This is a genomic window from Nostoc sp. C057, from assembly GCF_013393925.1.
Classification (GTDB): Bacteria; Cyanobacteriota; Cyanobacteriia; order Cyanobacteriales; family Nostocaceae; genus Nostoc; species Nostoc muscorum_A.
The window spans coordinates 3,434,182-3,448,707 of the sequence record NZ_CP040281.1 but is presented as its reverse complement, the minus strand read 5'-3'; the positions used below and the strand labels follow the sequence as shown (position 1 = coordinate 3,448,707).

Below are 14,526 nucleotides of genomic sequence, written 5' to 3'. Positions count from 1 at the left end.
TGAGCAAGTTAATGAAAAAACCCGTTGATTGGTAGGGATTTCAACGGGGTTAAATAATGCAGTTATTTTTTCAGAGAAACCAATACTAAACTTTATTACAGAGCTACTAGAAACTGCTGCACATAATAGTAACTATTAATGAGTTTTAGGAGCTATATTTTTAGCATGATGTTTGTGATGTTTGTGGTGTTTCACGTGTTTAATTTTACTAGATTTTGTAGTAGCAACATGGTGGATAGATTCAGCTTGAGCTTGAGATGCAAAAGCGGTTACAGGCGCAGCAAAGATTAAAGCCAAAAGTAAAGCTTTAGCGAACTTATTCACTTGAAATTCCTCATCAACTAATCAACAATCTAACTATCCAATAGGTATATGTCATGAGTTTGTAATTGATATGAATCTTTCATGTCTATTTTTACAACCGTAAAATATCGGAAAAATATCGGAATTATAGAGAATACTTGGCTAATCAGAGTTGCTGGTATTTCCAAGTTAGATGTAACATTTTGCTCTGTGCAAATTTTGATTACGAAATGCTGAGATCCATCAATTCTTCTGTTATGTCGAAGTTAGCTGTGACATTTTGCACGTCATCCAAGCCTTCTAGAGTATCAATTAACTTGAAAAGCGATCGCGCCTGATCTGGATCGGTAACTTCTACACTATTACTAGGAATCCAGCGAAATTCGGCATCAGTTACCTTAAAGCCTTGATTTTTGAGCGTCTGACTAAGGGTTTCTAAATTGCCAATATCAGTAAAAACCTCAGCCATCTCATCTTCAGTCATCTCATAAGATTCAGCACCGCCTTCGAGGGATGCTTCTAAAAGCTGTTCTTCGTCAATCACACCCTGCACGACACAAACGCCTTTTTGATCGAACATCCAGCTAACGCAACCTGTTTCACCAAGATTGCCACCATTTTTACTAAAAGCTACACGTAAGTCAGCAGCAGTGCGATTGCGATTATCTGTGAAGGCTTCGATTAAAATCGCTACACCACCAGGGCCATAGCCTTCGTAGCGAATTGCCTCAAAGATAGCGTTATCACCGCCAAAAGTGCCTGCTCCTTTAGCGATCGCTCGTTCAATATTATCATTGGGGATACTCGCTGCCTTTGCCTTGTCAATTGCCGTGCGAAGTTGAAAATTCAGCGCCGGATCTGGTACGCCGCTTCTAGCCGCCACAATAATCGCCCGCGATAACTGAGTGAAGGTTTTCCCCTTTTTTGCATCTACTACCGCTTTTTGGCGCTTAATATTTGCCCATTTACTGTGTCCTGCCATAACCTGAAATTATCAAAACTCTATTCAAGATTAGGATATAAACGCTTGCAAAAACCATGACTTAAGATAATTGTGCAACTCTAATCAAAGTGGCAAAGTTATGTTGAAGCAGCTACGAGAATCGATCAATCATTTTAATCAACATTATGCACAATTTTTTTTCGCCTCCTCGCTATGCCAAGCGAAAAAGAAAGAAAGTGTCAAATTATCTTAGGAGATTACTGCTTGTATTATTCGTAGGCATAATAGCTTTAGTTGGATGTCAAAGTATTCTACCTGTTATTAAGGAAGATAAAGTAATTCATTTAACCCTGTGGCAAGGTGTAAATCCGCCGCCAAATCGGGATGTACTGCAAAAGCTGGTAGACAAATTCAATCAATCCCACCCAGATATTCAGGTAGAGTCGCTTTATGTTGGGCAACAGGATCAGCAAACGCCCAAGATTTTAGCAGCAGTAGTAGGAAATGCACCCCCAGATTTATTGTGGTACAATCCGACGATCGCAGGTCAATTGGTAGAACTCGACGCGCTTTTACCTTTGGATGAAATGCTCGAAAAATCTCCAATCAAAGCCGAAATTGACCCCGCTTTGTATGGATCAATGAAATACAACGGTCAAATTTGGTCTGTGCCCTTTGCTACAAATAATGTTGGTATTTTTTACCGTCCAAGTTTGTTTAAGGCGGCAGGGATTACTGAATTACCCCGGACTTGGCAGGAGTTTGCACAAGTTGCCAAGAAATTAACTCGTGATACCAATGGTGATGGGCGAACCGATCAATATGGGATGTTTCTACCTCTAGGAAAGGGAGAATTTACAGTGTTCACCTGGTTGCCGTTTATGTGGAGTGGTGGTGGTGAGTTGGTGAGTGGTGATTCACAGAATGCAGCAGCAGTAAATTTGCAAAATAATCAAGGCGCGATCGCAGCTTTGCAATTCTGGCGTGATTTAATTACGGATGGTTCCGCTATTTTATCTGGCCCAGAACGGGGTTATGAGACAGATGACTTACTCAGTGGTAAAGTTGCAATGCAATTAAATGGCCCTTGGACTCTGGGGCAATTCCAAGAGACTGGTGTCGATTTTGATGTTTTTCCAATTCCTGTTGAGCAAAAACCTGCTACTGTTATTGGTGGTGAGAATCTCTTCTTTTTCAAAACTACACCGAAACGTGAAAGAGCAGCTTTTAAGTTTGTCGAATATGCTTTGAGTGAAGAATTTCAGACAGAATTAGCATTGGGAACTGGTTATTTGCCAGTGAATTTGAAGTCTCGTGAAAGTCCAAAATATCAGGATTTTATCAAAAAAATACCACAGGTGAAGGTATTTTTAGACCAAGCAAAATATGGGCGATCGCGTCCGATATTTCCTGGTTACAATCGGATTTCTGACAGTGTAGGTCGGGCGATTGAATCTGTATTGTTAGGTAAAAGTTCGCCAGCAGACTCACTCAAAGCAACACAGCAACGCCTAGATTTGATTTTCAAGTGATTAAGGCGCGTAGTTTACCGCCATAGGCATCGCATCCCGTTTAAATAAATACGCTTGGGTTAATATAATTGCTTTGTGAGGCTGCGCCAAATTTTCTTTCTTTGTGTCCTTCTCTGACGAGACGCTGCGCGAATGCGCCCTTTGCGGTTCGTTCCTCATATATTCATACAGAATTGGTATTAACTCTTTGTCAAAGTCAATTTTTTTAACGAACCGCAAAGGACGCAAAGAACGCAAAGGAAGAGAAGGAAGAGAAGGAAGAGAAGGAAGAGAAGGAAGAAATGCTTAACTGAACTGTATTGCCGTTTAAATTACAAATGGTTCAAGTTCGCGGTTGTACCACTCATCTTCAATCCGTTCAGTAACCAACGGTCTGATGATAAACTTGGGTGGGCTACCATCCAAAACATCAATCCGCACACATGAGTAAGGTAGGCGGTTCTGTAAATTGTCATCATGACGACCCACAAAAAGCGTTGAATCGGCAACTTTCCGAGTGGGTTTACCTGCAATTTCCGTAAAAGTCTCCATCAATTCAGTCCCCTTTCGCCTTTGATAGCGGGGACGATGACCACTACCACCAGAGATAATGCAGTTAATGTGAGAGTCAGCAAATCCGGTATCAGTTGTGCGAAGATGCTCCAAACAGTGGGCGTGACCATTTAAAATCAAATCGACTATGGGACGTTCTTTAATTAGAGAACCAAGATTTTCTGCCACTTGTTCAAACACCCAGCGCAAACGGTGACGAACCGCCAAGGTTTGTGCTTGATTCCACTTAGTAGCTTCTGTAACGAACGGCGGATGGTGGAAAAAGATTACACGTCCGCGCACTTCGGAGGTGTTCCAAGATTCGATTAGTCTGCTTCGTAACCATTCAAGTTGTTCAAAGTCAATCGCAGGCATTTTATGAGATGCCAACTGTTTTTCAATATCGATTTTGATCTCGTTTATTTGGTCTAATTTGGCGGTAAGTTCATCAAGTTGTTCAGCCTCGGCAGGTTTATCTGGGTTGAGGCGATCGCATATTCCCAAAATCTGCAATTCTTCTCGATCTATTTCCTGGCGACGCTTTTGCAATTCCCGGCGGTAAATTTCCCCCTCTTCAGTTGCAGGTAAAGGTGATGGTGTATTAAAGGTATTAGAATCCAGCGCGAAAAAGTCAATCCCGCCATAACGAAAGGTGTAATAACGATTGGGTAAGCGGGTAAACTGTCCGGGTTCGTAACGCAAACACCGTCCTGTATCGGTCTTAGCAGTATAATGTCGATCTAAATGACGTTCTAATTCTTGCGGGGAAGCGATCGCTTGGGTATAGTCCATAAATGCCCGTGCATAAGCATTCCCTTGATACGATCCATGCCAGCCAATCTCGATATCTTTGTAGCGGAACAGGCGACGTAATGAAGATGTTGTGCCAGTAATTAAACGGTACATCAACGGCACATCGTAATAATCATGATTACCTGGTACTGGCAAGAATGGTATATTAAACACCATGCGGTCATAAGGAATGCTTTTCGGCTTGTCACCACCTACAATAAATTCCCGGTAAGGCTCAATAAAGTTTGTTGAATAATACTCTTGGGAACCAACCACATAGATTACATCACCTGTGTGCAACACAAAACTGCAATCATCCCGGTGAGTCAGCATCAATTCGGCAACTTTTCGTTGGGGGTGATGGCAAGAATGGGATTTGGTACCGGAATCACCAATAACCATAAAGGAAAATTCTGGACTATCTTCCCTGCGATCGTCAATAACCATGCTGGTTTGGTCAATTCCCCGTTGCACAAAACTTGGATGCATCCACCGCACCCGTTCCTTCATTTTTTGAATTTTTACAGGAATCGGTGGATCGGAAATCAATTTCATGGCTGATAACTCTTGAATGCTTAACGCACAAGCTGATTGTAACGAAATAAGCTAGCCACAGCAAAGCTTTGATAATTTTCGGAGATGTCTTATTTTATCTCCCCATCAGACTAGTCACACATACGTTTGCCCTAGTTGAACTCTCGTTAATAGGCCATCTTCCATTTCTATGATGCGATCAGCTATGTCTAAAATGCGGTTGTCATGTGTGACTAACAAGATAGTAGTTCCCTGATTTTTAGCTAGGCTCTGCATTATTTTTACGATATCGCGTCCTGATTGTTTATCTAATGCAGCCGTTGGTTCGTCTGCTAGCACTAAGGGAGGACAATTTACTAAGGCGCGGGCGATCGCAATTCTTTGTTTTTGACCGCCAGAAAGATTGTCTGGATAATAATTAATTCTTTCTTCTAAACCAACAGCTTGCAGCATCATTTCTGATTTAGCTACTGCTTCTGTTTGAGAAATGCAATCGTTTAATTCTAATGCCATTTGTACGTTTTGCTTGGCAGTCAAAAACCTCAACAAATTGTGAGATTGAAAAATATAACCGATGTTACGTCGCATCTGCACCAGTTTGTTCTGACTAACACCAGACAGTTCTTCACCTAAAAATTTCAAACTTCCTTCTTGTACAGACCGTAAACCACCAATCAAGCTCAGTAACGTTGTTTTTCCTGAACCTGATGGCCCAGTCATAATTACAATTTCACCAGAATAAACTTTTAGGTTGATATCAAATAAAATTTGTTTTCTCAGCGCATTTTTCCCATAGTAATGATTCAGATTTTGAATTATAATTACAGCTTCTTGTCTCATTATAAATCTGACAATATTTAGTATAAATGATGTATCGATAGAACATATTGGTTAATGTTCTAGCGATACATCTGAATGATTCTTTGGAGGTTACGTTAACACCAACAGATAATACAGTACCTGATTAGTGTAAAAAGATAGATCAACTATGCAATAAAATCTGTTGCTGTCAGACTACTAGCTTGAATACGATCAACAACTGCTAAAGGTGGTTCACTGCTACCAGCGATCGCAATTAAAACGTTACCACCAGTTTGGATCAAAGACAGTTGTCCGAAGCTAATTTGATCGGGTAACTTAATGTGATCTACTCCTTTCTGGAAGTCAAAGATTTGGTCAAATCTAGCACCTCTACCTAAGACAAAAGTATCGTGTCCAGATCCTCCACTAAGCAGGTTGAAACCTAAACCACCATCGAGTAAATCATTACCTTCATCGCCGTTGAGAACATCGTTATCTGCACCTGCAAACAGTTGGTCATTGCCAAGACCACCATTGAGAAGGTCATCACCGGCATCTCCAACAATAGTATCGTTACCCCAACCACCATTGAGGAAATCACCCCCAACACCACCATTTACATAATCGTTACCGAGATCGCCATTAATAAAGTCACCGCCTTCGTCACCAAATAAGCGATCGCTACCTGTTCCACCGTTGATCACATCATTGCTCAGTCCGCCTTGGATAATATCGTTACCAAAACCTCCGTTGAGAAAATCGCTACCATCTGTACCAACGGTTTGCGGGTTTGCAACGCCAACGCTAGGAATATCTTGTGAAAGTGGTGATTCGTGTTGAGAGTACAGTTCGGCATTGCTAACTTGTACAAAATTAGCTGATGTGAACTGATCGGGACTAACAAAAGCTACAAGTGCCAATAACTCACCTGTTGCAGCCACAGAAATCAAGGAGCTAGGGCCAACCGCCTCTATCTTGATCTGATTGAATGATAAACCACCAGCTAAGGCAATGAAGTCATCGGTGGGGTTAAAGTCAACAAAAGAGTCTACCCCCTCACCTGCTTTAGCTACAAAGCGATCGCGTCCTTCTGCACCAAAAAGTACGTCGTTACCAGCACCACCATAGAGCAGATCGTCGTCAGCTGCACCAAATAGACCATCATTACCCGATCCACCCAACAGGGTGTCGTTACCCCCACCCCCACCTACAAGGTCATTACCACTACCCCCAGATACGAAATCGTCTTCATCGTTAGGTAAACGTAAAAAGAAATCATTACCGGCTCCGCCAAAGAGAACATCTTTACCTAAAGAACCAACAATAAAATCATTACCCAGTCCACCGACTATTAGATCATTGCCATTACTACCATTGAGTAGGTCATTACTCGCCGTACCTACAAGTACTGAACTTGGGATGTGCAATCCTGTGACTTGATAATAAATATTGAGCAGACTATCTTGACCACCAAGGATGTTGGAATCAAAAAGATGAGGCAATGGTCTTGACATATTTTTGGTTAGGTATTTCTGAGAGTTTTATAAACTATGAAAAAGCAGCAATAGTCCTTATAGCTAAAACTCAACAAGTTATGAAAAACTCAGTTGGTAAGCTTTAGCTGGGCTGTATATGGAAAATATCTGGTCAAATTTTGCAACTGATATAGTTACACGAATCTCAGAAAAGTTTTTGCATGAAGTGCAACGTTTTTAAGATTCTTCTCAGAATCATATAGATAAATGTATTTATAAAAAATTAAAACTTGTTTATCAACAGGTTAATCTTCATTAAATAATTGTTGATTTATTTGCATAGATGAAATCTTGATAAAAAAGGATTAAATTTTGTTTATGTAATCATTAATTTTGAATACTATTAAAATATAGAGCTTAGAATTAAAACATGATTAAATTTTCTTATATATAGATAAAATTATAAAAAATATAAAATTCCTCTATCATTATGTGTGTATAATTTTTACGAATGGTGTAACTTGCTTGGATAAAGTGGATAAGTTCCACAGCTAACCATAAAAATTGCATCAAGAATCGACTTGATGTAGTCAGCAACAGCAATTCATTCTCAGTCTAAAAATACCTGCAAGATGTAGGTAAACTAAGTTAGCTTATCTATCAAGGGAATTCATGAAAACCGCTTGGGAAAAGTCATTCAAAACTAAAATGTGCTTTAAGCAAAGGTATTGAACTCAATATATTTAGGATAAGCTATAGGGTTAGACTCCTTTAATTAACCGAGCATAAGGTCTGTATTTCAGTAACCTTCAAAATTGAAATTTTTGATTAGCCAAATCATATCGCTTGTGAACTTTGTTCACACGTATGTTTCTGTGCATAGTCTGAGTAATAGCGCCGAAAACTGCAAGGAACTTCAACCATTATGTTCTATTGCAGAAATGCTTTTGGATTTAGGTTTTAGCTAATTTAGTTAGCCATTAAATTAGTTAAAATACCTAGAACTATTGTTGGATTTAGGCAAGGTCAGTTACGCATAGTTGCTTTTAGGTGTATAAAGACTTATGCAATTAAGAGACAAGATTTTTGGCTGTGCAGTTTATACCAGAAGCGATATCCTCGACAAATTGTTTAGACCGAAAAATATTCCTGATTTGTCAGATGGAGACAGCGAAGAAAGAAAAGAACGTCTCTCAGTTCGGCGAACAATCTTTCTACATCTGGATGGGATTGCCATAGGCCCAACTACAAATGCTCTACAGGAAAGAGGAGTCTTCTTCTTGTTTGAAGAAGGAAAAGTCGTACCCCTGAATCTAGTTCTGAAATATTTTCCGGGAAATATAGGCTATTTGAATGTTGCTTTGCGGCTAATGGTGTCGCAAGGATGGATGAAGCATCAAGAAATTGAGGGAGAAATCTTTTACACCTTGACTCGCAGAGGCAGCATAGCGTTAGGACTGTCATCAATTTATAAAGAGTTTGTTGCTTTTTTACCTACCCTGATTAATATCAATGACTATCTTTTTGGAGATTTAACTTTGTCGTTACAGTCTAAATTAGCTGACGGCATGAATTTCTCCTCTCTGCTAGCAAGAGCTAAAAGACAGTGGGACTTGGTAGAAAGTACAGATGAAGATTATCAGTATGTGTGTTGTCAGATATTGCACCATCTCAATGGCTTATTGGTAGGTCCAACGATGGTATCTTTAGCAATGGCTAATGTGTTTGAGCAAATCGATCCCAAAACACACACACTTGATATTGAGCAGTTAACAGGTAATCAAAAACATTTACTTGAAGCTTTTGAAATCCTGGCTTTACAGGGCTGGGTTGTAATTCAAGGTCGTCAAGTTCAGTTCATCGGTACAGGCTTATATGCGATTTCTAGAGCCTACGCTTACGGAGTCACGGTTTCTTATTTACCAACATTTGAGAAGGTTCCGGAACTGTTATTTGGCAATCCCGCTATTTTATCGGGACGAGATACTGATGGACATGAAACCCATGTGAATCGTCGAGTAAATATTTGGGGTAGCGGACTAGCTCATCAAACCTACTTCCAGAAAGTTGACGCGATTATCAGAGATATCTTTAACCGTCCGATTGACGAACAACCCAAAGGAATTGTAGATATGGGTTGTGGGGATGGTACATTCATGGAGCATATCTATCACGTCATTCAAAATCAGACCGTCAGAGGGAAATTTCTCAATGAGAATCCCTTGATTATGGTCTGTGCTGACTATAATCAAGCCTCTCGTGAAGCTACTTATAAAAGACTCAAGGATTTGCAGTCGCCGATAAGCGTCATCTTTGGTGATATTAACGACCCAGACGACTTGGCAAAAGCAATACTCGCCAAATATGGAATACCATCTGACGAGTTTCTCCATGTCAGATCGTTTTTAGATCACAACCGTCCTTTTATCACTCCCAGACTGGGAAATATGGGCTGTGAATTGAGTTCTACAGGAGCTTTTGTTTGTAGGGGTCGAATGATTACAGCAAATGAACTCTTACAAAATTTATTAGAGCATTTACAGCGTTGGAAACCGCATATCGGGCGATTTGGTTTGTTAGTCCTAGACTTACATACAATTCCGCCAGCCCTAGCAGCAGCGAATATTGGGTATACCTTAGCCACAGCTTATGATGCGACTCATGGTTATACAGATCAATATCCGATTGAAATGAATCAATTCATCGCTGCGGCAAAATTAGCTGGATTAACTCCCGATCTCCGCTACCAAGCCAAGTTTCCACCCAATGATTTGGCTACAGTTAGTCTCAATTTATTTGTCCCTATGGAAGTGGAGAGTGGTGAGTTACGTTCTGACTAGATTGTTGGAAATACGAACTCCAAAGGATACGAATAGTTCATCAGGTCATACTGCAAAATCAAGTAGGTGGATTAGAGTTGTCTAATAACTTTAACGAAAAAGCGATCGCCATTATCGGGATGTCGGGACGTTTCCCCAAAGCAAACAACCTGGATGAATACTGGCAAAATCTCAAAAATGGGGTTGAATGTATCTCATTTCTGAGCGATGAGGAACTAGCGGCGGAAGGTGTAGATGCTTCTACCCTCAACGATCCCAAGTATGTCAAAGCCAGTCCGATGATTGACAATGTGGAATACTTCGATGCCGGATTCTTTGGCTATTCACCCAGAGAAGCCAAACTCATTGATCCTCAACATCGTGTATTTCTAGAGTGTGCTTGGGAAGCTTTAGAAGATGCTGGGTGCGACCCTGAAAACTATGAACATCCCATCGGTTTTTATGCAGGCGCGAGTATCAATACTTACATACTGGATTGTATTTTAGGCGATCGCTTGCGTCCTAAACTTGATTTTGAAAGCTTCCTGGAAACCTTCGTTGGTAGTGACAAAGACTTTCTCACCAGTCGCGTATCTTACAGATTAAATTTGAGAGGGCCTAGCGTCACAGTCCAAACGGCTTGTTCCACTTCCTTAGTTGCAGTACATTTAGCTTGTCAAGGCTTGTTGAATGGCGACTGCGATATGGCTTTGGCTGGGGCAATTTCCGTCAGAGTCCCTCATCGTGCTGGTTATTACTATCGCGGTGGTGGTATTGTTTCTCCTGATGGACATTGCCGCGCCTTTGATGCCGAGGCTGGGGGGACTGTTTTTGGTAGCGGTGGTGGGATTGTCGTTTTGAAGAAGTTAGCAAATGCTTTAGCAGATGGCGATCGCATTCACGCTATCATTCGGGCGACAGTAATTAACAATGATGGTGCCCTCAAAACTAGTTACACTGCACCAGGGGTAATCGGACAGAAAAACGCCATCATTGATGCTTTATCCAAAGCTGGGATTAGTCCTGAAACCATCTCATACATCGAAGCTCACGGCACTGGGACTCCCATTGGCGACCCCATCGAAATCGATGCCTTAACCCAGGCATTTCACACACAAACTCAAAAACAGGGATTTTGTGCGATTGGTTCAGTCAAGCCAAATATCGGTCATTTGGATGTAGCATCGGGTATAGCTGGACTAATCAAACTGATTCTGGCTTTGAAACACCAGCAGATACCACCAAGTATTAACTTTAACCAACCAAATCCCCGCATTGATTTTGCCAGTAGTCCCTTTTACGTCAATACAAAACTCTCGCCTTGGCAAACCAATCAAATCCCCCGCCGCGCTGGAGTTACAGCCCTTGGACTAGGGGGGACTAATGCCCATGCGATTCTTGAGGAAGCGCCAACGGGGGATAGGGTGGGAGATGGGGGAAATGGGTATTATTTACTACCTATTTCAGCCAGGAGTTCAGAAGCTTTAAAGTGTTTAGCAAAGTCCTATCAAGACTTTCTTAGCACTCAAGGAGAAACTCTACGAGACATTTGCTACACCGCCAGCGTCCGCCGTAGTCATCATAGTCACCGCCTGAGCTTGTTAGCTCGTTCCCCCAATGAACTATCGCAGTTACTAGAAACATATCTCCAGGGAGAACTACATTCCCAGATTACAACGGGTATCCAAACTCCAGATCGTCAGCATCTACCGATTTTTATCTTCCCTGGACAAGGTTCTCAGTGGTTAGGTATGGGGCGCAAGTTATTACAGCAAGAACCTGTATTTAAGGCTGCTATAGTTCAGTGTGACGAAGCTATCAGTCAGTATACAAATTGGTCATTACTTGAACAATTGATACTTGATGAAGCTGATTCACGTTTGACAGAAATTGATGTTATCCAACCAACCTTATTTGCCGTTGAGATAGGCTTGGCAACGCTTTGGCAATCATGGGGGATTAAACCTGCGGCTGTCGTCGGTCACAGCATGGGTGAAGTAGCAGCAGCTTATATTGCAGGTATCTTAAACTTAGACGATGCCGCCAAGATTATCTGTAAGCGCAGCCAAATAATTAAACGGGTTAGCGGTCAGGGTGCAATGGCTGTGGTTGGTTTGTCTTTGGAACAAGCCCAAAAGGTGATAGTTGGCTATGAAGACTGCGTATCTGTAGCCGTGAGCAATGGCCCGACATCCACTGTTTTATCAGGCGATCCCAAGGCGATAGAAACTATTCTGGCGAATTTACAAGCCAAAAATATTTTTTGCCGCTTAGTGAAAGTAGATGTCGCTTCCCACAGTCCGCAAATGGAACCTTTACAAGAGGAACTGCGGCAACTTTTACAAGGAATTCAACCCCAAGCAGCAACTATCCCCATCTATTCCACAGTCACAGGTAAATTAATTGATGGTTTGGATTTAGATACAACCTATTGGGTAAAGAATTTGCGGGAGCCTGTATTGTTCTCGACGGCTATTCAAAGCTTGATAGGTGAAGGACATGAAGTTTTTCTCGAAATTAGCCCCCATCCAATTTTAACCACAGCCATTGAGCAAGGACTACAGTATAGCGATCGCCAAGGTGTTGTACTTCCTTCCCTCAAACGCAACGAAGATGAATTAGCTGTGATGCTCAATTCCCTTGGTGCGGTGTATACTGCGGGATATCCTGTAAATTGGCGCAAACTCTATCCCAACGGTGGCAACCACATTCAACTACCCACTTATCCCTGGCAACGTCAGCGATACTGGTTAGATAGAAAAATTGCCCGCAAAACGCCACTTCCAGAAGAAACGAATAAATCTGCAATATCAGAAGAATGCACCGATTTGTTCTATGATCTAACTTGGCGGTTAAAACCACAACAAAATTTCACTAGTAAAAATAGCCAAGATAGTTTGTGGTTAATCTTTGGCGATCGTCAAGGCTTAGGAACTGCCTTAGCATCCCAATTACAGGCGCAAGGTGCAACTTGTTACTTTGTAATTCCTGGAAATAGTTATAGCCAATCTTCACCAGGATATTTCACAATCAATCCTAGCGATCGCGAAGATTTGCAGCAACTAATCAAAGATGTAAAGGCGAACAGTCAGCTACCTCTGCGGGGAATCGTGCATTTGTGGAGCCTGGATATTGCTTCAGCACAAGTCACCGAAACATCCTTGCAAGATGCCGAAAAATTACTCTGCGGTAGCGTGCTGCACTTGGTTCAAGCCTTGGTGAAAAATCCCCCGTCAGACTGGCCGCATTTATGGTTAGTCACGCAAAATACCCAACCAGTGAAATCTTCCGTCAATTCTCAGGCGCTACCCCAATCACTTTTATGGGGACTGGGAAGGGTGATAGCACTGGAACACCCAGAACTGTGGGGTGGTTTAATTGACCTTGATAAAACCACCCCAGACCAAGCAGCCATGCTGTTGGCAGAAATCCAAACAGCCGACGGAGAGGATCAAATTGCTTGGCGTAATGGTCAAAGATATGTTGCACGTCTCGTCACCAGTACCGTGCCAAAGGCATTGAAGCCGTTAACAGAATTTAATGCCGATGGTACTTACTTAATCACAGGTGGTTTAGGAGGACTAGGTTTAAAGCTGGCAGCTTGGTTAGTCGCCAAAGGTGCAAGACACCTAGTTCTCACAGGTAGACAAGGACTCCCAGAGCGTTCTTTATGGAATACCTTACCACCAGATGACAAGCACAAAAAGGCAATTACAGCCATTCAAACATTAGAAGCTCAAGGTGCAACAGTCAACGTTGTGCAAGCGGATGTCAGCAACTTTAGCCAGATGCAAGCTGTATTTGCCAGCAATACTCACTGGCGCGGCATCATCCATGCGGCTGGGATTTCCATCCCTCAAAACTTGGCAGAGATGAGTTTAAGCACATATCAAAATGTATTAGCAGCCAAAGTTAGCGGTACTTGGATATTGCATCAGTTGACTCAAAATCTCCAACTAGACTTTTTGATTTTGTTTTCCTCAGCCGCCGCCATCTGGGGTTCTAGCGGACTTGCGCCTTATGCGTCAGCAAACCACTTCTTGGATATTTTGGCTCATTATCGCCAAGGAAACAACTTACCAGCATTGAGTGTTAACTGGGGTAGTTGGGATGAGATAAACGTTGTTGCAGCTGAAGTCCAAAGCCTGTGGTCGCGTGTCGGGTTAAAACCGATGGCTATCACACAAACTCTAGAAGCGTTGAAGTTATGTTTGCAATCAGGTGTAGTACAAAAAATAGTCGCAGATGTTGACTGGAGTATCTTTAAACCCACTTATGAAGTCAGACGACATAGACCGCTACTAGAAGAGTTGGGACAACCGCAGGAAAAACAAGAAAATAGCGCTGTAATCAAGTCAGAGCTATTGTTGCAGCTAGAGAAGAGTTTAGCAGGCGATCGCCACAACTTACTCATCACTCATCTGCAAATGATAGTGAGTGAGATTTTGGATCTCGACCCAGAAAATCCTCCCGAAAACCAGCAAGGATTTTTCCAAATGGGTATGGATTCTCTCATGTCTATCCAACTAAAAAATCGGCTAGAAGCAAGTTTAAACCATCCCCTACCTTCAACCCTAGCTTTTGATTATCCCAACATCGAAATGCTAACTAACTATCTAACACAAGAAGTGCTAGCTCCAATTTTCCATCAACATCTTAAAACAACCCAAGATATATCTACACAGCCAACATCACAAAATCAAAGCAATAGCTTAGATGAGCTTTTCTTGCAAATAGAATCGCTTTCCGAAGACGCAGTAACACAGTTATTTTTGAAATAGTTTTTCAGGAGAAAA

8 protein-coding genes are annotated in these 14,526 nt (G+C 41.7%); 3 read left to right on the top strand and 5 right to left on the bottom strand.

Going from position 1 to position 14,526, the window contains the following annotated elements; all coding sequences use genetic code 11:
• Positions 1-135: 135 nt before the first annotated feature.
• A complete protein-coding gene (locus tag FD724_RS14865) occupies positions 136-324 on the bottom strand; it encodes a hypothetical protein (RefSeq protein WP_179073162.1) in 189 nt (62 codons plus the stop codon).
• A gap of 202 nt (positions 325-526) precedes the next feature.
• Positions 527-1,285, bottom strand: coding sequence for a YebC/PmpR family DNA-binding transcriptional regulator (locus FD724_RS14860; protein WP_179073161.1), 759 nt, complete (start codon positions 1,283-1,285; stop codon positions 527-529).
• A gap of 146 nt (positions 1,286-1,431) precedes the next feature.
• Here FD724_RS14860 and FD724_RS14855 point away from each other — a divergent pair, with 146 nt between their 5' ends.
• Positions 1,432-2,778: an ABC transporter substrate-binding protein gene (locus tag FD724_RS14855; protein WP_372726515.1), complete on the top strand. Its 1,347-nt coding sequence runs from the start codon at positions 1,432-1,434 to the stop codon at positions 2,776-2,778.
• A gap of 306 nt (positions 2,779-3,084) precedes the next feature.
• Here the strand turns inward: FD724_RS14855 and FD724_RS14850 are convergent, their stop codons facing one another.
• The 3 genes from FD724_RS14850 to FD724_RS14840 form a co-directional block, all read right to left on the bottom strand.
• Positions 3,085-4,656 carry a metallophosphoesterase gene (locus FD724_RS14850; RefSeq protein WP_179073159.1) on the bottom strand — a complete coding sequence of 524 codons (1,572 nt, stop codon included), beginning with the start codon at positions 4,654-4,656 and terminating at the stop codon, positions 3,085-3,087.
• Positions 4,657-4,770: 114 nt separating this feature from the next.
• Positions 4,771-5,475, bottom strand: a complete 705-nt coding sequence (locus tag FD724_RS14845) for a DevA family ABC transporter ATP-binding protein (RefSeq protein ID WP_179073158.1) — start codon at positions 5,473-5,475, stop codon at positions 4,771-4,773.
• A gap of 146 nt (positions 5,476-5,621) precedes the next feature.
• Positions 5,622-6,950, bottom strand: coding sequence for a calcium-binding protein (locus FD724_RS14840; RefSeq protein ID WP_179073157.1), 1,329 nt, complete (start codon positions 6,948-6,950; stop codon positions 5,622-5,624).
• Positions 6,951-7,975: 1,025 nt separating this feature from the next.
• Here FD724_RS14840 and FD724_RS14835 point away from each other — a divergent pair.
• Together FD724_RS14835 and FD724_RS14830 are read left to right on the top strand one after the other, a co-directional pair.
• A complete protein-coding gene (locus FD724_RS14835) occupies positions 7,976-9,751 on the top strand; it encodes a class I SAM-dependent methyltransferase (RefSeq protein WP_179073156.1) in 1,776 nt (591 codons plus the stop codon).
• A 77-nt stretch (positions 9,752-9,828) separates the two neighbouring features.
• A complete protein-coding gene (locus FD724_RS14830; RefSeq protein ID WP_179073155.1) occupies positions 9,829-14,511 on the top strand; it encodes a type I polyketide synthase in 4,683 nt (1,560 codons plus the stop codon).
• Positions 14,512-14,526: the final 15 nt, after the last annotated feature.